Below are 25292 nucleotides of genomic sequence, written 5' to 3' on the forward strand. Positions count from 1 at the left end.
ATGGAAAAACCTCAAGTCCTGGTCGCGCGCCGCATCTTCCCCGACATCGTCGAGTGCCTGCGCGCGCATTGCGAGGTCGATCTGCACGACGCCGACGAGCCGCTGCCGCCGGCCGAGCTGACGCGGCGCCTGCAGGGCAAGCAGGGCCTGTTCGCGTCGGGCACCGAGCGCATCGACGCCACCCTGCTGGACGCCTGTCCGGACCTGCGCGCGGTCTGCCTGATGACGGTGGGCTACAACAATGTGGACCTGGAGGCTTGCAGCGCGCGCGGCGTGCGCGTCAGCAATGCGCCCGACGTGCTCACCGAGACCACCGCCGACTTCGGCTTCGCGCTCATGATGGCGGCGGCGCGCCGCATCAGTGAGAGCGAGCATTACCTGCGCCGCGGCGACTGGAAGCAATGGCGCGTGGACCTGTTCGCCGGCGCCGACGTGCATGGCGCGACCCTGGGCATCCTGGGCATGGGCCGCATCGGCCAGGCGATCGCCAGGCGCGGCGCCTTGGGCTTCGGCATGCCGGTGCTTTATCACAACCGTAGCCGCCTGCCCGCCGCACAGGAAGCGCCGATCGCGGCGCGCTGGGTCGAGAAGGACGAGCTGCTGCGCCAGGCCGACCACCTGGTGATCGTGCTGCCCTACACGCCCGCCTCGCACCACATCGTGGCGGCGCGCGAGCTGGCGCTGATGAAGCCCAGCGCCACGCTCACCAATATCGCGCGCGGCGGCGTGGTGGACGACGCCGCGCTGGCCGAAGCGCTGGCCGCGGGCCACATCGCCGCCGCGGGCCTGGACGTGTTCGAGGGCGAACCCGCGGTGCACCCCGCGCTGCTGCAGCTGCCTAACGTGGTGCTGACGCCGCACATCGCCAGCGCATCGCTGCCGACGCGCCGCGCCATGTGCCAGCTGGCGGTCGACAACCTGATCGCCTTCTTCGCCGGCGCGCAGATGCCCAGCGCGCTCAACTGATCACCAGATGCGGATGCGCTCGGCGGCCGGCTTGAAGAGCTTGTCGCCGGGCTTGGTGCCGAAGGCCTGGTGGAAGGCGTCGATGTTCACCGGCGCGCCATTGGCGCGGAACTCGGCCGGGGCATGCGGGTCGGCGGTCAGCAGCTGCAGGCTGCGCTCCTCGCGCATCTTCTCGCGCCAGCCCTGCGACCAGCCCATGAAGAAGCGCTGCTCGCCGCTCAGCCCGCCCAGCACCGGCGCGGGCTTGCCCTTGAGCGAGCGCTGGTAGGCCTTGTAGGCCACCTGCAGGCCGGAGAGGTCGGCGATGTTTTCGCCCAGCGTGAGCTGGCCGTTCACCTGCTTGCCGGGGATGGCCTCGTAGCCCGCGTATTGCTGCACCAGCTTGGCGCCCACCGCCTCGAAGGCCTTCCGGTCGGTCTCGGTCCACCAGTTGCGCAGCATGCCGTCGCCGTCGAACTGGCTGCCGTCGTCGTCGAAGCCATGGCTGATCTCGTGGCCGATGATGGCGCCGATGGCGCCGTAGTTGACGGCGTCGTCGGCCTTCATGTCGAAGAAGGGCGGCTGCAGGATGGCGGCCGGGAACACGATCTCGTTGGTGGTGGGCTCGTAGTAGGCATTCACCTGCTGCGGGAACATGCCCCATTCGGCGCGGTCCACCGGCCGGCCCACCTTGGCGGCGATGCGCGCCCACTCAAACGCCGCCGCACGCGCGCGGTTGCCCAGCGCGTCGCCGGCGCGCACCTGCAGCGCGCCGTAGTCGCGCCAGGCGTCGGGATAGCCGATCTTGACGCTGTACTTGGAGAGCTTGATCTTGGCCTGTGCCCTGGTCTCGGCGCTCATCCAGTCCAGGGTGTCGATGGAGTCGCCAAAGGCCGCCATCAGGTTGGCCACCAGGGCCTGCATGCGCGCCTTGTGGGCGGCCGGGAAATGCCTGGCCACATAGAGCTGGCCCAGCGCCTCGCCCAGCGCCTCGTTGACGGCGTTGATGCCCTGCTGCCAGCGCGGCCGCTCCTCGCTGGCACCTGTCAGCGCGGTGCCATGGAAGGCAAAGCGCGCCTCGCGTATGGTCTTGGGCAGCACCGCGGCATGGGCGTCCAGGCTGTGCAGCTTCTGGTAGAGCTTCCAGTCGGCCAGCGGCGCCTCGGCCAGCAGCTTGGCGATGCCCCAGGCGGCGCTGGGTTGCCAGACCACCAGCTTGTCCACCTGCGGCATCTGCGCCGCGGACAGCAGGCCCTGCCAGTCATAGCCGGGCACCTGCTCGCTCAGTTGCGCGGGTGTAAAGGGGTTGTAGATCTTCACCGAGTCGCGGCTCTCCACCTCGTCCCAATGCAGGGCGGCGATGCGCTGTTCCAGCGCCATCACGCGCTGCGCGGCCTCGGCCGGCGCAGGCTCGCCTATCTGGCCCGCCAGCAGGGTCAGATAGGCGATGTAGGCGGCACGCGCCCGAGCCATGCGGGCGTCGTCTGCCTTCAGGTAATAGTCGCGGCTGGGCAGGCCCAGGCCGCTCTGGCGCAGCAGGGCGCGGTTGATGCCGGGCTGCTTGAAATCGGGCAGCACGTCCAACTGCAGCGGCGTGAGCACGCGGCCCTGCATGCGGCCCTGCCATTGCGCCAGCGCGGCGCGGCTGTCGATCGCGTCGATCTCGGCCAGCAGCGGCTGCATGGGCGCCAGGCCGGCGCGCTCGATCGCGTCCAGGTCCAGGTAGGCGCTGTAGAAGGTGCCGATCTGGGCCTCTTTGCTGCCGGGCTTTTGCGGCTTGGCGGCCAGGCCCTCGACGATGCTGCGCAGGCGCGCATCGGCACGGTCGCTGAGGTCGGTGAAGGTGCCGATCACCGCACGGTCGCCAGGGATGGCGGTGGCCTTGAGCCATTGGCCGTTGACGGCGCGATAGAGGTCGTCCTGCGCGCGTACCTGGGCGTCGAAACCATGGCGGTCCAGGCCGGTGGCCGCCGGGCTGGCGAGGGCCTGGCCGCTGAGCTGGACCAGCAGCGCCAGGGCGCTGAGCTTGAAGAGAAAGGTTGTCGATTTCATACGGCAGGTCTTGAATAAAGTGCCGCAAGGCTAGGGCCACGCGCGCACGAAGCCACTAGTTTGGGCCTGGCGGTTTCCCTAACTCCCCCTGTTCGAGGGCCAAGATCGTCTCGCGGAACCAACGCTGCAGCTCGGCGTGCTTGGCTTCAAGGTCCTGGAGATCGGCCACATAGGCCAGGCGTTCGATGCGCGGCAGCAGCTCGGCAGGCAGGTCGCGCGCCAGGTAGCGCAATCCGAAACCCCGCTTGTGCGGGCAATGCAGCAGGCGCAGCGCCTCCACCAGCGGCCGCAGCGACATCGCCTGGTAGAACTGCAGTGCTTCCACCGCGCGCCCGCGCAGCCGCTCCTTGCTGACGATGTGCTGGAACATCTCGAAGCCGCTGCGCAGCGGCGCGATGCGGGCACGCGCGGCGGCCAGGTCGGCGCGGGCATCAAGATGTGCCGGCGTGAGCAGACCGGCGCGGTCGAACCAGGTCTTGCCCTCGCCATGCAACTCCACCTCGCGGAACAGCAGCGGGTCGCTGCGCCGCAGCAGCACCAGGTCCAGCACCAGGAATTCGCTGGCGTCGCGCAGGCGGTAGAACTTCTGCGTGTAGCCCACGCTGCCGGCCACATCGTGGCGCAGCGTCACCGGGCTGAGCTGCGTGAGGGCCGCCTCCACGGCGCTGAACACGGCGTCCAGCGCGTTGTCTTCCACCACCGCCACCGCGTCCACATCGGACAGCTCGTCCAGGTAGCTGAACGCGGCGCTGCCGCCCTCCCAGGCGGCCAGCACCTCGGGCAGGTTTTGCAGGGCCTGGCGCAGGCAGGCGATGAGCTGGTGGCGGTCGATTTGAGGCATGGCGGGCACTCTACGTCGTAGTGCGCCCAACGCTGCGTGCCGGAGGCCATGGCGCTGAGACAATGGCCGCATGAGTCTTGTAGAAATCCTGTTGCTGGCGGCCTTGCTGCTGCTGGCGGTGTTGATCGTGCTGGCACTGCGGGGCCGTCGTGGCGAGGGTGCCGACCAGTGGGTGGCGGTGGTGCAACAGAGCAGCGAGCGCCTGGAGCGCGAGCTGCGCGACGAGCTGGGCCGCAGCGCCAGCGGCACGCGCCAGGAGCTGCTGGCCAGCCTGGCGCAGTTCCAGCAGACCCTGAACCTGGGGCTGCAGAACAGCAACCAGTCGCTCGCCGCACAGGCGCTTGCCTCGCGCGAAGCGCAGGACCAGGCGATGCTGCGCCTGACCGACGCGATGCGCGAGCAGCTCAAGACCATGTCCGCGAGCAACGAGCTGCGCCTGGCGCAGGTGCAAACCGCCGTCGAGCAGCGCCTTACCGCGATCCAGCAGGACAACGAGAAGAAGCTCGAGCAGATGCGTGCCACCGTGGACGAGAAGCTGCACGCCACGCTGGAGCAGCGCCTGGGCGAGAGCTTCAAGCAGGTGGCCGAGCGCCTGGAGCAGGTGCACAAGGGCCTGGGCGAGATGCAGAACCTGGCGCGCGATGTCGGCGCGCTGAACCGCGTGCTGACGAATGTGAAGACGCGCGGCATCTTTGGCGAGGTGCAGCTGGCGGGCCTCTTGGAGCAGGTGTTCACGCCCGAGCAGTACGCCGCCAATGTGGCCACCATCCCGGGCAGCAGCGAGCGCGTCGAGTTCGCGATCCGCCTGCCGGGCCAACGCGACGATGGCGCGCCGCTGTGGCTGCCCATCGACGCGAAGTTCCCGCGCGAGGACTACGAGCGCCTGCTGGAGGCGCAGGACCGTGCCGATGCCGCCGGCGTGGAGGCCGCCGGCAAGGCCATCGAGACGCGCCTGCGCCTGGAGGCCAGGACGATACGCGAGAAATACATCGCGCCGCCCCACACCACCGATTTCGGCATGCTGTTCGTGCCCACCGAGGGCCTGTATGCCGAGGCGCTGCGCCGCCCCGGTCTGGTGGAGGTGCTGCAGCGCGAGCACAAGGTCATGCTGGTGGGCCCCACCACCTTGCTGGCCACGCTGACCAGCCTGCAGATGGGCTTTCGCACGCTGGCGCTGGAAAAGCGCTCGGCCGAGGTCTGGGAGGTGCTGGGCGCGGTCAAGACCGAGTTCGGCAAGTTCGGCGATGTGCTGGCCAAGACCAAGAAGAAGCTTGACGAGGCCAGCAACACCATCGAGCAGGCCGAGACCCGCACGCGCCAGATGACGCGCAAGCTCAAGAGCGTGGAGGCGCTGCCCGACGAGGCCACGCAGAAGCTGCTGCAGCTGGGGCTGCCGGATGCCGGTGAGGACGCCGAGGAGTGAGTCCAGCTCGGCGGCGCGCTTTTCCCTGGCTGATCGCCACTCTCATCGCCGTGCATGCCTGCATGGCGGTGACGCGCGTGGCGGGCAGCCTGTGGGTGCTGCAGGCCGGCCATGGCGAGTGGATGGTGGGCCTGCTGCTGAGCCTGTTCGCGTTCGCCCCCATCGTGCTGTCGATATGGGCCGGCGGGCTGGCCGATCGGCATGGCCTGCATCGGCCGGTGGGCATAGGCGTGCTGATGGCCGGTGCTGGCGCCCTGGTGGCGCTGGCCTCGCAAAGCCTGCCGGCGATCGCCTTCAGCTGCCTGGCCAGCGGCGGCGCCATCGCGGTGGCGGCCGTGGCGATCCAGCGCGAGGCCGGTCAGCTGGCCGACGACCCCAGCCAGCTCAAGCGCGTGTTCAGCTGGGTCGCGCTGGGCCCGGCGCTCTCGAATACCTTGGCGCCGATCTGCACCGGCCTGCTGATCGACCATCTGGGCTACCGCGCCGCCTTCGGCCTGGCGGTGCTGTTGCCGCTGCTGGCCTGGGGCCTGGCGCGGCGCGTGCCACGCCATACGCCGAAGCCGCCAAGCACGCAGGCGCGCAGCCGCCCGGCCTGGGAGCTGCTGAAGACCGGCCCGCTGCGCTGGCTGCTGCTGCTCAACATCGTGCTGGCCTCCGCCTGGGATGCGCACAGCTTCGTGGTGCCGGTGGTGGGCCATGCGCGTGGCCTCAGCGCCTCCAGCATAGGCCTGGTGCTGGGCTCGTTCGCGCTGGCCGCCACCCTGGTGCGCCTGGCCATCGTGCGCTGGGCCGGCCGGCTCGACGAGCTCAAGGCCCTGCGCTGCGCCATGCTGCTGGCCACCCTGACGTTGGCCGCCTATGCCTGGCTGCCCGGCACCGTCGGCCTGATGCTGGGCTCGGCCGTGCTGGGGCTGGCGCTGGGCTCGGTGCAGCCCATGGTGATGGCCATGCTGCACCAGATCACGCCGGCCGAGCGCCATGGCCAGGCCCTGGGCCTGCGCATGCTGGCCACCAATGGCGCGACGGTCGCGATGCCGCTGGGCTTCGGCCTGCTGGCGGCGGCCAGCGTGGCGGCCGCGCCGCTGTGGCTGATGGCCACGCTGCTGCTGCTGGCGCAGCTGCCGGCGCGCGCGCTGCAGCGGCGCAGCGGATCCACTGGCTAATTTGCCGGCATGTTCTTAGCATGGGCCCAGCTGTGCCGGGAGGTGCTCGATGTGGCTGCGATGGTGTGTTGCCTACCTGATGCTGTGCCTGCTCGTGGCCGCGCCGACGGCGCGGGCGCAGAACGAGGAAGAGCCGCCCCCCGGCCTGGAGGAGCCCGAACTCGGTAGCGGCAAGCTCGGCCGCGAGGAGGCCTTGGCCCTGCTGGCCCAGCCCCTGCCCGATGCGGCCAGCGCGGCCGACGCGCGCTATGCCTTGCTGCAGCGCCAGGCGCGCGCGGCCCAGGCGCTCGACGAGCGGGCGCGCTACATCGAGCTGCTGGCGGCGCTGGCCCAGGCGGGCCGCGGGCGGCCGGGCGGCGAGGATTGGATACGCCACTACCTCAGCGCCGAGTTCATCTGGGGCAGTTCGGGCAAGGCGCTGGCGGCTTGCGAGACCTTCATCGCCGACGCCGGCCTGTCGCTGCCGACGCGCGCCGCGGTGGCACTGCGGCAAAGCTATTTCAGCGCCCAGGGCCATGACCGCCATGTGCTGGCCAGGCTGTGGTCGCGCGCCGCGACGCTCAGCAGCGCGGCCATCAAGGAGCTGGCGCTCGCCGACCCGCCCGCGGCACAGCGCATGCAGATCGAGCGCCTGCAGGTGCGCGCCGAGGTGGAACGCTGGGACGGCGATCTGGCCGGCGCGGTGGCAAGCCTGCGCGAGGCGGTACGTCTGGGGCAGCAGCTGGTGCAGCAACTGCGCGCACTGCGCGGCGCGGCCCCCGGTTCGCGCGATCCCGCGGTGCTGGATGCCTATGGCTGGCTGGATGGTTCGATGGGCATGCTCTGCTATGCGCTGGTGCGCCAGGGGCGCGCGCCCGAGGCGGTGGCGGTGGCGCAGGACCAACTGGCGCTGTGGCGCGCCGGTCAATTGAGCGACTCGCTGGGAGCGCGCTGGAATTACCGCCTGGCCATGGGCCTGGTGGCCACGCAGCGCTACGAGCCGGGCCTGGCGGCGGCGCAGCTGGCCGAACAGATGCTGCAGCGCGCCGGCGCCAGCGCCGCCAGCCACACGCGCTGGATGGCGCGCCAGGAGCAGCTGCGCGCACTCATCGGGCTGCGCCGCTGGGCCGAGGCCGACGCCATCTACCGCGACTTCCTTGCCAGCCTGCCGGACGACGGCCTGGCACGCCAGCGCGCCTCTGACTGGCGCTTGCGTGCCCTGCTGGCGGCCAAGAATGGCCGCCTTGAAGAGGCGCTCGAGACCGTCGAGCGCATGCTGGCCTTCCGGCTGCGCCTGTACGGCAGCGCCCATCCGCAGACCCAGGAGGCGGCTGGCGTGCGTGCGCTGGTGCGGCTGATGCGCGGTGAACTCGCCGGCGCTCTGAGCGATTACGAGGCCTTGTTCGCCGCCACCCTCGACAGCCCGGGCGGCTGGCTCGACCTGGACCTGCGCGGCGTGCGCGGCTATGTGCTGGGCCTGGCGCTCGAGGAGTTCATGCAGTTCGTGGCCGAGCGCGCACTCAAGGGTTTGCCGGTCGAGCCCGCCTGGAGCGAGCGCGCGCTGCAGATCGCCGATCGCACCCAGCTTGGCAGCACCCAGCGCGCGCTCAGCGACAGCACCGCGCGCGTATTGGCCGCCACGCCGGCGCTGCGCGCCATGCTCAACGAGGAGCAGGGCCTGCGCAGCGCCGCCGCCGCCCAGGCGAGCAGCATGGCCGCCAGCCTGACACAGGAAGACCGCATGCGCCGCAGCATGAGCGGCGAGGCCTGGAAGGCGCTGCCGGATACCGAGCGCAAGGCCCAGCGCGAGGCCCTGGCCCAGCTGCGCGAGCAGATCAAGGCCCAGCAGGCCGTGGTGCTGGCCGCGCGTGCCGCCCTGCAGGCGCAGCGCGACAAGGTGGGCCAGGCCTTTCCGGCCTATGCAGATCTGGTCACGCCGGCCACGCCGCGGGCCGCGCAGCTGCTGTCCTTGCTGCGACCCGGCGAAGCCCTGCTGCTGGTGCAGCCGCTGGAGCGCGCCACCCTGGTGTGGCTGCTGGGACCGGGCACGCAGAGCCGCTTTCACGCCAGCGCGGTCACGGCGGCCGGCTGGGCCGAGCGCGTCGCGGCGCTGCGCCGCCAGCTTGACCTGGGCAGCGCGGGCAAGCTGCTGCCCCTGCCTGCCGCGGGTCTGCACGAGGTCTATCGCGAGCTGCTCGAGCCGCTGCGGCCCGATTGGCGCGAGCTACGCTCGCTGATGGTGGCCAGCGACGGCGCGCTTGCCGGCCTGCCCTTTGCCGCGCTGCTGAGCGCGCCCAGCGCGCCGGCGGCCGCGCAGCAACCCTGGCTGGTGCGCCGGGTCGCGCTGACGCAGCTGCCGGCCGCCTCGGCGCTGCACAGCCTGCGCCGCGCGGGCGCCAGGCCGCTGGCGGCCAAGGCCTTGATCGGCTTTGGCGATCCGGCCTTCCAGTTCGAAGGCCAGCCTGCGGCGGCCGGCCGTAGCCTGGACGCGCGCGCGGCGCGCTACGACGCCGAATGGGGCTTTCGCTATGGCGAGATCCCGGCCCTGCCGGAGACGCGCCAGGAACTGCTGGCGCTGGCCGCGGTGCTGGGCGCCGATGCCTCCGCCGACCTGCTGCTGGGCGCGCAAGCCACGCGCGAGGCGGTGCTGCAGGCGCCGCTGGCTGACCGCCGCGTGGTCGCCTTCGCCACCCATGGCCTGATGCCGGGCGAGTTGCCGGGCGTCTCCAAGCCGGCGCTGGCGATGGCCGCCAGCGCCGACCCGCATGCCTCGCCGCTGCTGGAGCTCGACGATGTGCTGAGCCTGCGCCTGAATGCCCAGACCGTGCTGCTCTCGGCCTGCAACACCGCCGCGGGCGAGCGCGGCAGGGCGGCCATGTCGGGTCTGGTGCGCGGCTTCTTCTTCGCCGGCACGCGCTCGGTGCTGGCCACGCATTGGGCGGTGGAGTCGGCCTCGGCGGCCGCGCTCAGCGCCGCCAGCTTCAAACACCAGGCCGCTGCCTCACGCGCCGAGGCGCTGCGTCTGGCGCAGCTTGCCCTTATCGAGGGTGAACTCGGTGGCGGACGCTGGACGCATCCGTTCTACTGGGCGGGCTACGCCCTGTTTGGTGACCCGCAACAGTAGGAGAGAGCATGACGCCTCGCGCGCCCTGGTTCCTGGTCTGGCTGCTGGCCACGGTGTTCGCCATGCTGCTGTGGCAGCAGCGTGCCGCGGTCTCGATGCTGGAACGGCTGGACCAATGGACCCTGGACGCACAGACGCTCTGGCGCGGCCCGCTGCAGCCGGCCAGTGCCGAGCCCATCGTGCTGGTGACGGTGGACGATGCCAGCCTGCAGCGGCTCGGCGGGGTGGTCCCCGGGCGTGCCGAACTGGCACGCGCAGTGCGCCTGTTGCATGCCGGCGGCGCGCGCGCGATCGCGCTGGATATGTTGCTGCTGGAGCCTTCCAAGGGTGAGCGTGCGGCCGACGATGCCGCGCTGGCAGCGGCCCTGCGCGCGGCCGACCCGGTGCTGATCCCGTTTGCGCTGCCGGACCAGGGCCGCGCCGATCAGGCCCCCAGCGCGCGCCTGCTGGCCCAGACCTTTGCGCACACCAGCAACAGCGAGGCCGAGCAAAGGCTGGCGCGCTACGCCTACCAGCCGACACAACTGCTGGCACCGCTGCCGGCGTTGGCCGATGCGGCCGCGGCGCTGGGCCATGTGAGCGTGCCGCGCAGCAGCGACGGCAGCCTGCGCTGGGACTTCCCGGCGCTGGCCCTGGATGGCGAGGCCTACCCCTCGCTGGCGCTGCGCCTGGCGGTGCAGGCGCGCGGCCTGGACTGGCGCGAGGCCACGGTGCGCTACGGCGAGGCGGTCGACATCGGCCCTCTGCATGTGCCGCTGGACGAGCTCTCGCGCCTGTGGGTCAACTACTACGGCCCGGCGGGGCAGTTCGAGCGCCTCAGCCTGGTGGAGCTGCTGGATGGCAAGGTGGCCCCCGCGCGCCTGGCCGGCCGCATCGCCATCCTGGGCGTGTCGGCGCTCGGCGCGGGCGACCATTTCCCCAGCCCCTTCGACGCCGGCCTGCCTGGCGTGGAGCGCCTCGCCACCGTGGTGGACAACATCTTGAGTGGCCGCGCGCTGCAGCGCCCGCGCTGGGCCGGCGCCGCCGAGCTGGCCGCCATGCTGTGCCTGCCCGCGCTGGCGGTCGGTCTGCTGGCCTGGTGGCCGCCGCGGCGCGCGCTGCCCAGCCTGGCGCTGCTGGCGCTGGCCCTGCTGGCGCTGGCGCAGGCGCAGTTCGTGCAGCAGCAGCGCATCTTCTCGCTCGCCTTTCCGGCGCTCGCCCTGGGCGCGGCCTGCCTGGGCGCGATCAGCCTGCGCGCTGGCGTCGAGCTGGCGCGCAAGCGTGCGGCGCTGCAGGCCCTGCAGGCCAGCGAGCAGCGCTACGCGCTGGCGGCGCAGGGCGCCAACGATGGGCTGTGGGACTGGGATCTGCGCAGCCAGCAGGTCTATTACTCGGCGCGCTGGCTGGCGCTGATGGGCCTGGACGAGGCCCAGGCCGGCCAGGGCATGGCGGCCTGGACCCTGCCGCTGGACGAGGCCGAGCGGCGCGCCTTCGATGCCGAGTTGCAGGCGCATCTGCAGGGGCGCAGCCTGCAGTTCCACCATGTGCTGCATTTCCACCAGGGCGGGCAGGAGCGCTGGCTGCTGGCGCGCGGCCTGGCCACGCGTGCCGGGGGCCAGGTCTTGCGCATGGCGGGCTCGCTCACCGACATCAGCGAGGCGCGCCGCCTGCAGCAGCAGATCAGCTTCGACGCCCTGCACGACCGCCTCACCGGCCTGGCCAACCGCGCGCTGTTTCGCGAGCAGCTGCAGCAGCTGCTGCAGCAGCAGCCCGGCGCTGGCCTGCTGATCCTGCTGGGCCTGGACGAGTTTCGCGCCCTCAACGAGGCGCATGGCACGCTGGCTGGCGACGCGGTGCTGCGCGAGACGGCGGCGCGGCTGCGCGCGCTGGTGGGGGAGCGCGGCGGCCTGCTGGCGCGCCTGGGCGGCGACGAGTTCGGCATCGCCCTGGCCTGCGGCCCGGCCGAGCGCCTGCCGGCTCAGGTGCTGGCCGCCTTGGAGGCGCCGGTGCAGATCGGCGCGGGTCAGGTCTTGCGGGTGAGCGCCTGCCTGGGCTGGGTCCATGCCCAGCAGGGGCCGCAGGGGGCCGAGGAACTGCTGGCGGCGGCCGAAGGTGCGCTGGCGCGCGCCAAGGCCGACGGGGCTGGCCACAGCCATGTGTTCGATCCGGCCGAGCAGCTGCTGGAGCAATCGCGCCGCTGGATGCGCGAGCAGATCGACCTGGCGCTGGCCGCGGGCGACCAGTTCCAGCTGCATTACCAGCCCTTTGTGCGTCTGGGCGATCGCAGCCTGCTGGGCTTCGAGGCCTTGATACGCTGGCGCCATCCCGTCAAGGGTCTGGTGATGCCGGGCGACTTCATCCCGGTGGCCGAGGAGAGCGGCCAGATCGCCGCGATCGGCCGCTGGACCCTGCTGGAGGCGGCCGCCCAGCTGCGCCGCTGGCATGGACTGGGCTTTCGCGGCGAGATCGCGGTGAACCTCTCGGGCGTGCAGCTGGCGCGCGACCTCGAGCTGATGGCGGACGCGCGCGCCACCCTGGCGGCGCTGGGCGAGGTGCCGGTGCACCAGCTCAAGCTGGAGGTCACCGAAAGCATGGCGATGGCCCATCCGCAGCGCAGCGCCGAGCTGCTGCAGGAGCTCGCCAGGCTGGGCTTCAAGCTCTCGATCGACGACTTCGGTACCGGCTATTCATCGCTGGCCTATCTGCACCGCTTTCCCTTCGACACCCTCAAGGTGGACCGCAGCTTCGTGATACGGCTGGCGGCCGGGCGCGAGGCGCAGGAGATCGTGCGCACCATCGTCGGCCTGGCGCTGGCACTGGGCAAACAGACCCTGGCCGAGGGCGTGGAAGACGAGGCCCAGGCGGCGCTGCTGCTGCAGCTGGGCGTGCAGGTGGGGCAGGGCTGGCTGTTCGCCAAGGCGCTGCCGGCGGCCGAGGCCGAGCGCTGGGTGCTGGGCGAGGGCCCGCGCCGCACTGTTTGAGCAGGGAGTGCTTGCCCTGGCAGGGCGGCGGGCCTATAACAGCTGCTCGACAGGCCCGCAAAGCCCTGACCACAGGCGGGACTGCCTGCCATTGGAGGCCAAGCATGAAGCGCTCAGACTGCTCTCGGTTTGTCCTGGCTGGCGGGATGGCGCTGCTCTTGGCGGCCGGCCTGGCTGCCTGCGGCCACGGTCCCGCTGCCGCTCCGCCGCCTGACTCTGCCGCGCCCGCAACGCCCACCCCGCCCTTGCCGCCCTTGCCGCCCGCCGCGCCCGCCGCGCCCGCCGCGCCCGCCGCGCCCGCGGCGCCTGTGCCGCCACCGCCACCGACGCTGGAGCATGCCGAGGCCGTGCTGAGCGCTGCCCATGCGCTGTTCTCCAAGGCCAATCTGGCAGCGGTGCAGGCCTCGGCCGGTGGGCGCTACACGGTCCTGATAGACCCGCTGATCGACGGCGTCACGCGCATGCAGACCAAGGCCACCCAGGCCATCGAGGCGCGCATCGTGCAACTGGCCAGAAGCAGCTATCCGCAGTTCGAACTCAAGCCCTTCAGCGCCGCGGCCCTGGCGCAGTCGCCGCTCTTGGTGGTGGGCACTTTCACGCCGATCAACCAGCAGGGCAAGACCGAGGGTGAACGCGCCATGTACCGTTTCTGCCTGGCCATGGTGGACCTCAAATCGGGGCGCCTGGTGAGCAAGACGGTGGCGCGTTCGCGCATGGAGACGGTGGATGCGACCCCCTTGGCCTTTTTTGCCGACGCGCCGGCCTGGTCCAAGGACGCGTACGTGGATGGCTATGTCAAGACCTGCCAGGCCTCCAAGGCGGGCGATGCCATACAGGCCAGCTATGTCGAGTCGCTGGTCACTGCCAGCCTGGTGGACGCGGCGGTGCGCGCCTACAACGCAGCGCAGTATCGCGAGGCCTTGCAGCTCTTCACCCAGGCCCAGGCCAGCAGTGCCGGCCAGCAGCTGCGCGTGCTCAACGGCCTTTATCTGGCGAACTGGAAGCTCGGTCGTCGCGAGGCTGCGCTGCAGAGCTTCGGTCAGATCGTCGACTATGGCCTGGCCCAGGGCCAGCTGGCGATGCTGCTGCTGTTCGGAACCGGCTCCACCTCGCTGGCGGCCGACAGCAAGCAGGCGCCCAACGAACTCTGGCTGAAGTCGATCGCGCAGCGGCTCGGCGGCCGCCAGGGCGCCTGCCTGGAGGTGGCCGGCCATGCCAGCCGCGGCGGATCCGAGGTGCTCAACGAGCGGCTCTCGGCGCTGCGCGCCGAGCATGTGAGAAGGCGCTTGCTGGCCGAGATGCCGGCCTTGGCGCGGCGCATCATCGCGGCCGGCTATGGCTCGCGTGAAACCTTGATCGGCACCGGCCGCGACGACGTTTCCGACATGCTGGACAGGCGCGTCGAATTCAGGCCGCTGGCCTGCCAGGCCTGAGCGGCTGGAGGTTCGATGCCCAGCACGACGCTGCCATGGATCGGGCGCGCCGGCGCCTGGGCGGCCTTGCTCTGGTGCTGCGCGCTGGCCTGGGCAGAGCCGGCGGCGCCGCAGTTGCGCATCGAGACCGGCAGCCACCAGGCCAGCATCCGTCAGCTGGCCAGCGATGCCCAGGGTGGCGTGCTGCTGACGGTCTCGGAGGACAAGACCGCGCGGCTATGGCGCAGCGCCGACCAGCGCCTCCTGATGGTGCTGAGGCCGCCGATCGGACCGGGCAACGAGGGCAAGCTCTACGCGGGCGCGCTGACGCCCGACGGCAGCGTGGCCGCGGTGGCCGGTTGGTCGGCCGAGAACGAGGTCTACCTGTTCCGTTGCGCGGACGGGCAACTCCTTTCGCGCATCCGGGATCTGCCCAATGTCGTGAATCGCCTGGCCTTCTCGCCCGATGGCCGTAGCCTGGCCCTGTTGTTCTGGGGCGGGCAGGGCCTGCAGTTGCAGCGCAGCCAGGACGGCTGGGCCAGCAGCCGCCTGGCGGGCGCCGATCCGGACTATGGCGGCGACGCCTATGGCCTGGCCTTCAGCCCGGACGGCAAGCGCCTCGCCACCAGCGCCTACGACGGCGCGCTGCGCCTGTATGAGTTGCGCGGCGGTGCGCCCTGGTTGCAGCGCCGCAGCCAGCTTGCTGGCCAGCCACATGGCCTGGCGTTTTCGCCCGAGGGTGCGCGGCTGGCAGTGGGCCAGGCCGACGCGGCGCGCGTGGCGGTGCTGGACGCCGCCACATTGGCGCCGCTGCTGCGCCTGAGTGCAGGGGAAGGCGGCACGGGCGCGCTCAGCAGCGTGGCCTGGTCGCCCGACGGCAACCAGCTGCTGGCGGCGGGTACCTGGCGCGGCGCGCCGGCCCGGCATGGGCTCAAGCGTTGGCGTCTGCGCGACGCACAGGCGTTGCCCGATCTGGACCTGGCCAGCGACAGCATCACCGACTTGCTGCCCCTGCCCGGCGACCGGTTGGCCTTTGCCTCGGCCGACGCTTCCTGGGGCCTGCTGCAGGGCGAGCGCATGCTGGCAAGGGTGCAGGCGCAGCGCGCCGACTTTCGCGCCAACTGGGGCGGTTTTCGGCTCGCCGCCGACGCCATGGGCCTGCAGTTCGGCTTTGGCTTCGGCGGTGCCGAGCCGGCGCGCTTCGAGTTGCGCGGCTTTGCCTGGCGGCCGCCCACGCAGGCCTGGCCGGCCGCCATGCAGCAGCTGCCCGGCCTGCAGGTGCAAGGCTGGCAGGACGGGCTGGCGCCCACGCTCAACGGACGCGCGATCGCGCTCGAGCCGGGCGAGATGACGACCGCCCTGGCCCTGGCGGCCGACGCCAGCGTGGCGGCGCTGGGCAGCCAGTGGCATGTGCGCCTGCTCAATGCCCAGGCGCGCGAGCTGTGGCGGCGCCCGGTGAGCGCGCCCTGTTTCGCGCTGCAACTCAGCGCCGACGGTCGCTGGGTGGTGGCGGCGTTCGGCGACGGCACGATACGCTGGCAGCGCCGCAGCGATGGCGAGGAGGTGCTGGCCTTTTTTGCCCATGGTGATCGACGTGCCTGGGTGCTCTGGACGCCCGACGGCCGCTTCATGGCCGGGCAGGGTGGCGAGCAGCATGTCGGCTGGCACCTCAACCGCGGCCCCGACCAGGCCGCGGAATTCCTGCCGCTGGCGCGCTTCAGCGAGCGCCGGTTCGACCCGCGCGGCGTGTTCAGCGCGCTGACCGAACAGCCCGGCCAGGCCCCGGCCGAGGATCCGCGGCAGGGCCTGAAGCTGCCGCCACTGGTCAGCATCGCGGCGCCGACGCAGCCGCCCCTGCAGGGCAAGCTGGCGCTGCTGGTGCGGGCGCTGGACCGCGGCGGCGGCCTGGATGAGTTGCGCCTGTACCTGAACGGCAAGCTGGTGACGACGCTGCGGCCCGATGCGCGCAGCGTCAAGGCAGGCGCGCTGGAGCAGCGCTTCGAACTGACGCTGGAACGCGGCGACAACCTGCTGCGCGCGGTCGCCCTGGCGAGCGATCGCACCGAGTCCGCGCCGGCCGAGCTGGCGCTGCGCCGGCCCGACGAGGCCCCCTCGCAGCCCGGCCTGAGGCTGCTGACGGTAGGTGTGAACAGCTACCGCAACGGCCAGCTGAACCTGAACTTCTCGGTGCCCGACGCGCGCGGGCTGGCGAAGCTGTTCCGCGCCGCCGGCAGCCGGCTGTTCGGCAGCGTGCAGGTCACCGAGCTGCTGGACGAGCGGGCCACCAAGCTCAACATCATGGCCGGGCTGCGCGAGTTGGGCAGCAGCAGCGAGGAGGACGTGGTGGTGGTCTATCTCGCCGGCCATGGCGAGACGCTGCGCGACGAGTGGTACTTCATTCCGCATGAGCTGACCCGGCCCGAGCAAGAGGAGCAGCTGCGTGCCGGCGGCCTGTCGGCGCGCGAGCTGGCCGAAGCGCTCAGGGCGATGCCGGCACGCAAGGTGGTGGTGCTGATCGACGCCTGCAAGTCCGGCGCAGCGGTGCTGGGCTTTCGTGGCCTGGAGGAGCGCCGCGTGCTGTCCCAGCTGGCGCGCGCCACCGGCACCCACCTGATCGCGGCCACCACCAAGGAACAACTGGCGAGCGAACTCGACGTGCTGGGCCACGGCATCTTCACCTACGCCCTGCTGGAGGGCCTGGCCGGCAAGGCCGCCGCGCAGGGGCGCGACATCACCGCGCGCAAGCTGATGGTGTATGTGGAACAGGCCCTGCCGGAACTGTCGATGCGCTACCGCTCCGAGGAGCAGTTCCCGGTGGTCAGCTCTACCGGCATGGATTTCCCGCTGCTGCTTCGCTAACGCGTCGGCTGCAGGTGGCGCTGCAGCAGCCGATCCAGTTCGCCGCTGGCCTTCAGGCGCGCCAGCACCGCGTCCAGGCGGCGCGCGAGTTCGCCATGGCGTTCGCCCAGGTAATGGTGCATGGGCAGCGCGGCCAGCTCGGCATCGGCGCGCGCAATCGCCGGGCTCACGCGCTGGCCGAGCGGCAAGGCCAGACGCGCTTCGACCGTGACCACCACGTCGACCATCTGCAGCGCCAGCAGGCGAAACAGCTCGTCGACCGTGCCAGCCTCGACGCGGCGCGCATCGGCCGGCACCTGCTGCTCGATCAGCAGCACGCCGCGCAGATGAGCGACGCGCAGACCCGCCAGGTCGCCCCATTTGGCCGGGCGCGGCCCGTCCTTGTTGGCGTAGCTGTATGCCGCCAGCGTCAGCACCGGCGTCTCGACCCGGTGCAGCTGGGGCTGCTCCTGGGCCAGCGCGGCGATGCGGTAGAGATTGGCGTCCACCTCGCCGGCCAACAGGGCGCGCAGGGCGCGGCGCACCGGCAATTCGACGAACTCGATGGGCTGGACCAGCTCCGCATAAGCGCGGTTCAGCACCGCTTCGGCGGCCTGGGTGGCGGGCTCGCTGCTGCGGTTCCAGCTGGCAATGCGCAGCGGCTCGGCGGCGCCGCAGGGCGGGCAGAGCAGGGTGGCGCACAGCGCGAGCAGAGGAACCAACGACTTCATGTCAGCGCCGCCTCCAGAATTTGGGGCCGTGCTTCGATCCTAAGCATTCTCAGCCGTCGCGGCCGGCTCAGCGGTACAAATTGTTGTCGTCCGCGGCCAGGGTGCTGAACAGGCGCGGCAGCTGTTGGCGGCTGCCGGCACTGACCGCCAGGGCCTGGGCCGCGGTGAAGCGCTGGGCGGCCTCGAAGGCGGGCTGGATCAGGCCCTGGTAATGCGCCAGATAGTCGAAGAAGGCCTGGGTGAAGAAGCTGCCGCGCAGCGCGCGCTGCGGGTCTAGCGGGCTGGCGAACAGCCCCGGCCGCACCGGCGGCCCCAGGCTTTCCTGGCCCTCGCTGGTGGCGGTGATGAAGGCATAGCCGCTGGGCGGCGCATCGGCGCTCCAGGCCGCCAGCGACACACCTTCCACATCGACCCGGCCGCCATTGGCGCGCAGCATCTGGGCGCGGCTGTCGGCGTCCATGTCGGTCAGCATGTCGCCGCTGTAGCAGGTGTCCACCAGCACGCGGGTGACGCGGCTCGCCTGGCGCGCCAACCGCTGCACCAGCCGGTCGTGCACCGAACTGGCCTGCAGCTTGAGCAGGTATTCGGTGGCGTCGCGGCTGGGCCTGCCGCCGACGTCGCCGGAATCGTAGGCGGCGATCGACATGCGGTGCTGGCCCTGCCCCTTGGGTGATGGCAGGGGCGGGTTGCCATGGCTGGAGATGTAGAGGAACAGGCTGTCGGCCGGGCCGAGCCGCTCGCCCATGCGCAGCAGGGCGGCCTCGATGGCGGCCTTGTTGGCCTGCGCGCCCAGCAGCGCGCTGACCTCGTAGCCGGCGCGCCCCAGCTGGGTGGCGACCAGGCGTGCGTCGTCCTCGCCCTGGATGGGGCGCAGGTGGGCGCTGTCCATGAATTCGTTGATGCCCACCACCAGGGCCAGCTTGCGGCTGCCCGAATCCTGGGCCTGGCGCCGCGCCTGCGTCAACCGGCGCGCATGCTCAGCCATGGCCTGCACAGCCTCGCGCTCCCAATGCCGCTGCCGCACCTCGCTGGGATATTGCGGCGAGCAGGACTTCAGGCCGACGATGGACTGCACGATCAGGAAGGCGCGTTCCACCTCGTCCTCATCGCGGTAGCGCCCCAGCAGCTGCACGCGGCCGACCATGTCGCGCGCCACGCTGGCCTCGGGCAGGCCATGCTCGCGCAGCTTGAGCCGGATGCGCTCGATGAGATGCTCGGGCACCTGATGGCCCTGGTAGCCGCTCTGGTAGCCGGGCATCTGCGGGCTCGCGCAGCCGCCCAGCAGCAGGCCTAGCGTGCCAGTGAAGTGGCGGCGCTGCATCATTCCACCTGCACCGTGGCGCTTAGCGTGCGCGCCGGCAGGCCGGCGGCGGCGACGCTGAACTCGTAGCGGTAGGCCACGCCCACCGGCACCTCCTTGGGGATGGGCAGGCGCGCCAGGTCCAGGCTCTCGCCGGGCGCCAGCACGCGGCTCTCGCGCGCGTGGCCGGTGAAAGGCAGGGCCTGCTCCTTGCCGTCGGCGATCGCGAACAGCCGGCGTTCGATCAACACCTCGGCCTCGTCACCCAGCGGGGTCAGCAGCACGAAGGCGCTGCGGATCTCCAGGTTCTCGCCGGCACGCACGCGGCCTGGCATGTCAAGCGCGCGCAGCTGCAGCAGGGGGCCCATCTCGGGCCGGTAGCCGGTCTCGGCGATGGCGCGCGCATAGTCGGCGCCGCGCTGCAGCTGCGAGGCGGGGATCCAGTCGGGATGCTGTTCGTAGCAGGCGCCGGCGGCCTTGAACCAGGCACTGGCCAGGCCCATGCCGGCACCGCCGCCGATGCTGAGCGTGAGCTGGCGGCCTTCGCTGTGGCGCTCTTCACGTGGCTCCTGGCGGCGCGACAGCAGGGCCGAGCCCAGCTTGCCCAAGGCGCCGAGCGCGGCCCCCTTGACGCTGGCGGCGCGCTGCTGTTCGCGGATGCAGGCATCCAGCTGCGCGTTGACCGACTCCTGCGCGCCGGCCATGAGCGGCGCCAGCGTCAGGCCCAGCAGCAGTGCCTTGTTCGGAATCGTGACCATATCGGCATCTTGGTGAATGGAAGTCTGATTCTGCGACCGCGCGCGGCCTTAGACTGGGCCCGATGCGGCCACTCGGGGAGCAAAAATGCGCAGCTTGTTGATGATTCTGAGCCTGCTGGGCGGGGCCGCGCTGGCCGAGCCGGTGTGCGAGGTGGCGGCCCTGGTGGGCGAGGTGCAGGTGCAGGATGCGGCCGGCACACGCAGCCTGCGCGCCGGCGAGCGCCTGGAGCCGGGCGCCGAGTTGCGCAGCGGGGCGCAGGCGCGCGTGCGGCTGCGCTTCATCGACGGCTCGACCCTGGTGTTGGCGGACCGGAGCCAGCTGCGCATCGAACGCTTCGTGCAGGGGCCGGGACAACCGCGCGAGGCCGCCCTGCTGCTGCAGCTGGGCCTGATCGGCCAGCAGGTCAAGCCCGCCGCCGGCGGCAGCTGGCGCGTGCGCACGCCCACCGCGGTGACGGCGGTGCGCGGCACCGAATTCAGCGTCGAGGTGGCGAGCGACCTGGCCACCGCCGTGCATGTGAGCAGCGGTGCGGTGGCGGTCGAGCCGTTGCCGGCCGAGACCGAAGCCGGCGCCGATGGCGCGGCCAGCGCCCCCTTCAGCAGCAAGGCGCCGGCGCTGGGCCAGACGCGCGGCCTGCGCAAGCCCAGGCCGGTGCTGCTGCAGGCGGCGCGCAATGGCACGCGCTGCGATGCCCAGGGTCTGTGCAGCGAGGCGGCGGCCTGGTCGGCCGAGCGCGTGCAGCAACTCCAGCAGCGACTGGGCGGTTTCTGATCGAGGAAAGCTTGCAATGACATCGAAGTTCGCTGGGCCGGCGGCCTGGGTGGCCGCCGGTCTGGCGCTGGCATTGCTGGTCGCCGTGCCGCCCGCTGGCGCAGCCGCCAAGCCGGCGGCAAGCATAGGTGCGCAGAAGCAGCAGCCGCTCAAGCGCAGCGCGCCGCCGCTGGCAAAGGCCGAGTTCGTGCGCGAGCTCGGCGGCATTTCGGAATACCGCCTGCCCAACGGGCTGCAGATCCTGCTCTTCCCCGACGAGGCGCAGAGCACCACCACCGTCAACATCACCTACCGGGTGGGCAGCCGGCATGAATCGCAGGGCGAGTACGGCATGGCGCATCTGCTTGAGCATATGGTGTTCAAGGGCACGCCCACACACAAGGACATCGCCGGCGAGCTGGCCGCGCGCGGCGTGCGCTTCAACGGCAGCACCACCACCGACCGCACCAACTACTTCGCCTCCTTCAATGCCAGCGAGCCGACGCTGGACTTCATGCTGAAGCTGGAAGCCGACCGCATGCTCAACGCCTTCATTGCCCGCGCCGATCTCGACAAGGAGATGAGCGTGGTGCGCAACGAGTTCGAGCGTGGCGAGAACAACCCCAACCAGGTGCTGTTCCAGCGCGTGCAGGCGGTAGCCTATGACTGGCATGCCTACGGCCACTCGACCATAGGCCCGAAGAGCGATATCGAGAACGTGCCGATCGAGAACCTGCAGGCCTTCTACCGGCGCTATTACCGGCCCGACAACGCCACCCTGCTGGTGGCCGGGCGCTTCGAGCCCGAGCAGGTGCTCAAGCAGATCGCCGCCATCTACGGCCCCTTGCCGCGCCCGGCTGCGCCGCTGCGCGAACCCTATACGGTGGAGCCGGCCCAGGATGGTGAGCGCAGCGTGGTGGTGCGCCGCGTGGGCGGGCAGCCGATGCTGATGGTGCAGTACCACGTGCCTGCCGCGGCCCATGAAGATTCGGCGCCGTTGATGGTGCTGGGCATGCTGATGTCGCTGCAGCCCAGCGGCCTGCTCTACAAGGAGCTGGTGGAAAACAAGCTGGCGCTGGCCGCCGGCCTGGGCGGCATGGGCGGGCAGGGGCCCGGCGCGGTGCGTGCCTTCGTGGCGCTGGCGCCGGATGCCGACGCGGCCAAGGTGGAGCAGCGCCTGCTGGAGCTGTTGGAGGGGCGTGCCGGCAAACCCTTCGACGCGGCCGAACTGCAGCGCGTGCGCGAGCTGGCGCTGCTCACCTACCGCGAGCAGATGAAGCGGCCCGAGGCCCTGATCCAGCAGATCTCGTCGCTGCTGGGCGCGGGCGACTGGCGCCTGCTGTTCCAGTTGATGGAGGACCTGCCTCGCGTGACGCTGGACGATGTGGAGCGGGTGCGCCGCGCCTACCTGCGTCCGGCCAACCGCACGCTGGGGCGCTATCTGCCGGCCAAGCAGGTCGAGCGCGTCGAGATCCCCGCGGCGCCGTCCTTGGACGAGCGCCTGGCGCATCTGCAGGGCCCGCCCAAGCTCGACGAGGGCGAGCGCTTCGACCCGACGCCGGCGCAGTTGGAGGCGCGCACCGAGCGCCGCCAGCTGCCCAGCGGCATGAAGCTGCAAGTTCTCAACAAGCGCACGCGCGGCAACACCGTGTTGCTGCAGCTGCAGCTGCGCTGGGGCGAGCGCCAGGCCATGAAGCCGCTGCGCGGCGGCGATCTGGTGGACGACCTGCTCACCGAGGGCAGCACGACGCTGGACAAGCAGCAACTGCGCGACGAGCTGGTGCGCCTGAAGGCGGGCCTGCGCGTGGTCGGCGGCGCGCAGGGCGCCACGCTCTACCTGAGCGCCGAGCGCGACACCTTGCTGGAGGCGCTGCAGCTGGCTGCCGAACTGCTGCAGCGTCCGGCCCTGCCCGCGGATGCCTTCGATCGCATCAAGCAGGCCGGCCTGGCCGCGCTGCGCGGTTCACGCGAGGAGCTGGAAACCAAGCGCCAGGAGGCCACCAGGCTGCACTACAACCAGGCGCGCGGCGTGCGCTTCGGCGACGCCGACTACCTGCCCAGCGTGGACGACCGGCTCGCGCGCCTGCAGGCCATCACGCTGGATGAGGTGCGCGCCTTCCATGCCGAGTTCTGGTCGGCCAACGAGGCGCAGGTGGCCGTGGTGGGTGCGCTGCCCGCGGGCCTGGACGAGGCGCTGGAGCGGCTCTTCGGCGGCTGGAAAAAGCCACAGGCGCCGCGTTTCGTGCGCCATTTCTCCACCCATGTGGAGATACCCGCCGCACGTTTCGACGTGAGCGTGCGCGACAAGGCGAATGCCAGCCTGCGCATGGATCAACGTTTCGCGCTGAATCAGAAGGATGCCGACTACCTGCCCATGCTGTTGGCCGTGCACATCTTCGGTGGCGGCGGTATCGAGAGCCGCTTGTCGGAGCGCGTGCGCCAGAAGGAGGGGCTCAGCTATGGCGTGGGCGCCTCGCTGGAAAGCAGCTACTGGGGCCAGGAGGGCGCTCTGGTGATCAGCGGCAGCTTCGCACCGCAGAACCGCGAGCGCGTGCTGGCGCTGGTGCACGAGGAGCTGGCGCGCATGACGCGCGATGGCGTCAGCGCCGCCGAGCTGGCACGCGCCAAGACGGCGCTGCTGCAGGCCGCGCTGCAGGCGCGCGCCAACGAGGGCCAGCTGGCCGCCCAGCTGAACGCACTGGGCGAGGACGGCCGCAGCTGGCTGGCCGAGCAGGAAGAGGAGACACGCCTGCAGGCGGCGACGCTGGCGCAGGTGAACGCCGCCTGGCGCCGGCTGGTGCGGCCCGAGGGCTTTGTGATCAGCACCGCCGGCGACTTCATGAACTAGGCCATGCCCTGGTGGCGCAAGAGCGCGTCGATCTGCGGCTCGCGGCCGCGGAAGGCCTTGAAGTTCTCCATCGCGCTGCGTGCGCCACCCATCTCCAGCACGTTCTGCAGGTAGCGTTCGCCGGTGGCGGCGTTGAACACGCCCTCCACCTCGAACGCGCTCCAGGCATCGGCCGACAGCACCTCGGCCCATTTGTAGCTGTAATAACCCGCCGAGTAGCCGCCCGCGAAGATGTGCGAGAAGCTGTGCTGGAAGCGGTTGAAGGCGGGCGGCGGGTTCACCGAGACCTCGGCGCGCACCTCGTCGAGCAACTGCTGGATCTGGCCAGCGCTGCCCGGTTCGGCGTGAAGGCGCATGTCGAACAGCGAGAACTCGATCTGGCGCAGGGTCTGCAGGCCGGACTGGAAGTTCTTGGCCGCGGTCATCTTGTCGAAGAGGGCGCGCGGCAGCGGCTCGCCCGTGTCCACATGGGCCGAGAGCTGCTGCAGCACCTCCCATTCCCAGCAATAGTTCTCCATGAACTGGCTGGGCAACTCCACCGCGTCCCATTCCACGCCCGAGATGCCCGAGACGCCCAGCTCGTTGACCTGGGTCAGCAGGTGGTGCAGGCCGTGACCGAACTCGTGGAACAGCGTCGTCACATCGTCGTGGGTCAACAAAGCAGGCTTGTCACCGGCGGGCGAAGCGAAATTGCACACCAGCTGCGCCACCGGCAGTTGTTGCCGTCCCTCGGGCCGCGCCCAGCGGCTGCGCACCTCGTCCATCCAGGCGCCCGGGCGCTTGCCCGGGCGCGCGTACAGGTCCAGGTAGAACTGCCCGATGGGCTGAGCAGCACGTTCCAGGCGGTAGAACTTGACGCTCTCATGCCAGACCTCGGCGCAGTCCTCGACGATGCTCACATTGAAGACGCGCTCGATGATGCCGAACAGGCCTTGCAGCACGCGCGGCACGGTGAGGTACTGGCGCACCTCCTGGTCGCTGAAGGCGTAGCGCGCCTGCTTGAGCTTCTCCGAGTAGTAGGCCTGGTCCCAAGCCTGCAGGTCCGCGCCCTCGCCGGCGAATTCGCGCAGCTCGGCCAGGTCCTGCTGCGCGAAGGGCCTGGCCTTGGCGGCCAGCTCGCGCAGGAACTCCAGCACCTGGGTGGGCGAGTCGGCCATCTTGGCCACCAGCGAGGCCTCGGCGAAGTTGGCATAACCCAGCAGCTGCGCCTCTTCCTGGCGCAGTTGCAGCAGCTCCTGCATCAGCGCGCTATTGTCCAGCTCGGGCTTGGCACCGAGCTCGCTGGCGCGCGTGACATAGGCGCGGTAGACGGTTTCGCGCAGCGCCCGGTTGCTGCAGTACTGCATCACCGGCAGATAGCAGGGGAAATGCAGCGTGATCTTGTGGCCGTCTAGGCCCTCAGCCTGCGCAGCCGCGCGCGCATTCGCCGCCACATCGGCCGGCACGCCGTCCAGCTCCTCGGCCGTGGCGTAATAGGCGAAGCCATCGGTGGCGTCCAGCACATGCTCGGAGAACTGCTGGCCCAGCTCGGCGCTGCGCTCCTGGATGGTGGCAAAGCGTGCCTTGGCCTCGCCCTGCAGCTCGGCGCCCGAGAGCACGAAGTCGCGCATCCACAGCGTCAGGGCGCGCTGGCGCGCCGGGTTCAGCGCGCTGGCGTTCGCATGGATGGCCTTGTATTTGGCGTAGAGCTTCTCGTCGGCGCCCAGGCTGGTATAGAACTCGGTCACCGCCGGCAGCATGGCGTTGTAGGCCTCGCGCAGCTCGGGCGTGTTGGCCACGGCATTCAGATGGCCGACGGCGCCCCAGGCATGCGAGAGCCGCTCGGTGGCGACGCTGAGGATGGACTCCAGCGCGTCGTAGTCGGCCGGCGTGTCGTCTGCGGTGGCCTTGGCGAGGGCCTGCTGGGCCTGCGCCAGCAATTCGGAGATGGCGGGCGCGATGTGCTCGGGGCGGATCTGCGCGAAATGCGGCAGGGCGGCGGTGGACAGCAAGGGGTTGGTGTTCATTGCAGGAGTGTCACTTCCGAAGTGTTTGGGCATGCATGCTCTGACAGATCGCTGGGAGGATCGATCAAAACCCGATCAAGAAATTTCGGCAGCTTCAGTGGAGTTAAGTTGTTGATTTGCAAGGAAATAGATTTGCATGCATGGCGTCGCTCCCGGCGGCA

At 70.9% G+C, this 25292-nt stretch carries 15 protein-coding genes; 9 read left to right on the plus strand and 6 right to left on the minus strand.

From position 1 onward, the window contains the following. Positions 1-966: a 2-hydroxyacid dehydrogenase gene (locus WG898_RS13480; RefSeq protein WP_339603324.1), complete on the plus strand. Its 966-nt coding sequence runs from the start codon at positions 1-3 to the stop codon at positions 964-966. Here the strand turns inward: WG898_RS13480 and WG898_RS13485 are convergent, their stop codons facing one another. Together WG898_RS13485 and WG898_RS13490 are read right to left on the minus strand one after the other, a co-directional pair. Further along, entirely contained in the window at positions 967-2997 is a 2031-nt protein-coding gene (locus tag WG898_RS13485; RefSeq protein WP_339603325.1) for a M13 family metallopeptidase, read from the minus strand. A 55-nt stretch (positions 2998-3052) separates the two neighbouring features. Further along, positions 3053-3838, minus strand: coding sequence for a hypothetical protein (locus tag WG898_RS13490; protein ID WP_339603326.1), 786 nt, complete (start codon positions 3836-3838; stop codon positions 3053-3055). 70 nt (positions 3839-3908) lie between these two features. Here WG898_RS13490 and WG898_RS13495 point away from each other — a divergent pair, with 70 nt between their 5' ends. From WG898_RS13495 to WG898_RS13520, 6 genes are all read left to right on the plus strand, one after another. After that, positions 3909-5261 carry a DNA recombination protein RmuC gene (locus tag WG898_RS13495; RefSeq protein ID WP_339603327.1) on the plus strand — a complete coding sequence of 451 codons (1353 nt, stop codon included), beginning with the start codon at positions 3909-3911 and terminating at the stop codon, positions 5259-5261. Continuing rightward, positions 5258-6424: an MFS transporter gene (locus WG898_RS13500; RefSeq protein WP_339603328.1), complete on the plus strand. Its 1167-nt coding sequence runs from the start codon at positions 5258-5260 to the stop codon at positions 6422-6424. Before WG898_RS13495 ends, WG898_RS13500 begins: the two co-directional genes overlap by 4 nt. Before the next feature lie 49 nt (positions 6425-6473). After that, positions 6474-9527, plus strand: coding sequence for a CHAT domain-containing protein (locus tag WG898_RS13505; protein WP_339603329.1), 3054 nt, complete (start codon positions 6474-6476; stop codon positions 9525-9527). An 8-nt stretch (positions 9528-9535) separates the two neighbouring features. Continuing rightward, positions 9536-12487 (plus strand): EAL domain-containing protein, encoded by a 2952-nt coding sequence (locus tag WG898_RS13510; protein ID WP_339603330.1) that lies wholly within the window; start codon positions 9536-9538, stop codon positions 12485-12487. A 104-nt stretch (positions 12488-12591) separates the two neighbouring features. Next, positions 12592-13920 carry an OmpA family protein gene (locus tag WG898_RS13515; RefSeq protein ID WP_339603331.1) on the plus strand — a complete coding sequence of 443 codons (1329 nt, stop codon included), beginning with the start codon at positions 12592-12594 and terminating at the stop codon, positions 13918-13920. A 15-nt stretch (positions 13921-13935) separates the two neighbouring features. Continuing rightward, complete coding sequence (locus WG898_RS13520; RefSeq protein WP_339603332.1) at positions 13936-16758, plus strand: caspase family protein; 2823 nt, start codon at positions 13936-13938, stop codon at positions 16756-16758. Here the strand turns inward: WG898_RS13520 and WG898_RS13525 are convergent. The 3 genes from WG898_RS13525 to WG898_RS13535 form a co-directional block, all read right to left on the minus strand. Further along, positions 16755-17468: a substrate-binding periplasmic protein gene (locus WG898_RS13525; RefSeq protein ID WP_339603333.1), complete on the minus strand. Its 714-nt coding sequence runs from the start codon at positions 17466-17468 to the stop codon at positions 16755-16757. The genes WG898_RS13520 and WG898_RS13525 overlap by 4 nt on opposite strands. A gap of 67 nt (positions 17469-17535) precedes the next feature. After that, positions 17536-18792, minus strand: a complete 1257-nt coding sequence (locus WG898_RS13530; RefSeq protein WP_339603334.1) for a caspase family protein — start codon at positions 18790-18792, stop codon at positions 17536-17538. Then, the gene (locus WG898_RS13535) at positions 18789-19526 is read right to left on the minus strand and encodes a hypothetical protein (protein ID WP_339603335.1); all 738 of its coding nucleotides are present in this window, start codon (positions 19524-19526) and stop codon (positions 18789-18791) included. Before WG898_RS13535 ends, WG898_RS13530 begins: the two co-directional genes overlap by 4 nt. Positions 19527-19626: 100 nt before the next feature. Between WG898_RS13535 and WG898_RS13540 the strand changes: the two genes are divergently transcribed. Both WG898_RS13540 and WG898_RS13545 read left to right on the plus strand, forming a co-directional pair. Continuing rightward, positions 19627-20298 carry a FecR family protein gene (locus WG898_RS13540; protein WP_339603561.1) on the plus strand — a complete coding sequence of 224 codons (672 nt, stop codon included), beginning with the start codon at positions 19627-19629 and terminating at the stop codon, positions 20296-20298. Between the two features lie 16 nt (positions 20299-20314). Further along, positions 20315-23125, plus strand: a complete 2811-nt coding sequence (locus tag WG898_RS13545; RefSeq protein WP_339603336.1) for a M16 family metallopeptidase — start codon at positions 20315-20317, stop codon at positions 23123-23125. Here WG898_RS13545 and WG898_RS13550 read toward each other — a convergent pair. Then, a complete protein-coding gene (locus tag WG898_RS13550) occupies positions 23122-25131 on the minus strand; it encodes a M3 family metallopeptidase (protein ID WP_339603337.1) in 2010 nt (669 codons plus the stop codon). The genes WG898_RS13545 and WG898_RS13550 overlap by 4 nt on opposite strands. Positions 25132-25292: the final 161 nt, after the last annotated feature.

The sequence above is a fragment of the Paucibacter soli genome, assembly GCF_037482845.1.
GTDB classification, from domain to species: Bacteria; Pseudomonadota; Gammaproteobacteria; order Burkholderiales; family Burkholderiaceae_C; genus Paucibacter_B; species Paucibacter_B soli.

Excerpts from the sequence above, each read along its gene's own strand:
- WG898_RS13480 (WP_339603324.1), top strand. The coding sequence starts at position 1 with ATGGAAAAACCTCAAGTCCTGGTCGCGCGCCGCATCTTCCCCGACATC.
- WG898_RS13485 (WP_339603325.1), bottom strand. The coding sequence starts at position 2,997 with ATGAAATCGACAACCTTTCTCTTCAAGCTCAGCGCCCTGGCGCTGCTG.
- WG898_RS13490 (WP_339603326.1), bottom strand. The coding sequence starts at position 3,838 with ATGCCTCAAATCGACCGCCACCAGCTCATCGCCTGCCTGCGCCAGGCC.
- WG898_RS13495 (WP_339603327.1), top strand. The coding sequence starts at position 3,909 with ATGAGTCTTGTAGAAATCCTGTTGCTGGCGGCCTTGCTGCTGCTGGCG.
- WG898_RS13505 (WP_339603329.1), top strand. The coding sequence starts at position 6,474 with ATGTGGCTGCGATGGTGTGTTGCCTACCTGATGCTGTGCCTGCTCGTG.
- WG898_RS13510 (WP_339603330.1), top strand. The coding sequence starts at position 9,536 with ATGACGCCTCGCGCGCCCTGGTTCCTGGTCTGGCTGCTGGCCACGGTG.
- WG898_RS13515 (WP_339603331.1), top strand. The coding sequence starts at position 12,592 with ATGAAGCGCTCAGACTGCTCTCGGTTTGTCCTGGCTGGCGGGATGGCG.
- WG898_RS13520 (WP_339603332.1), top strand. The coding sequence starts at position 13,936 with ATGCCCAGCACGACGCTGCCATGGATCGGGCGCGCCGGCGCCTGGGCG.
- WG898_RS13525 (WP_339603333.1), bottom strand. The coding sequence starts at position 17,468 with ATGAAGTCGTTGGTTCCTCTGCTCGCGCTGTGCGCCACCCTGCTCTGC.
- WG898_RS13530 (WP_339603334.1), bottom strand. The coding sequence starts at position 18,792 with ATGATGCAGCGCCGCCACTTCACTGGCACGCTAGGCCTGCTGCTGGGC.
- WG898_RS13535 (WP_339603335.1), bottom strand. The coding sequence starts at position 19,526 with ATGGTCACGATTCCGAACAAGGCACTGCTGCTGGGCCTGACGCTGGCG.
- WG898_RS13540 (WP_339603561.1), top strand. The coding sequence starts at position 19,627 with ATGATTCTGAGCCTGCTGGGCGGGGCCGCGCTGGCCGAGCCGGTGTGC.
- WG898_RS13545 (WP_339603336.1), top strand. The coding sequence starts at position 20,315 with ATGACATCGAAGTTCGCTGGGCCGGCGGCCTGGGTGGCCGCCGGTCTG.
- WG898_RS13550 (WP_339603337.1), bottom strand. The coding sequence starts at position 25,131 with ATGAACACCAACCCCTTGCTGTCCACCGCCGCCCTGCCGCATTTCGCG.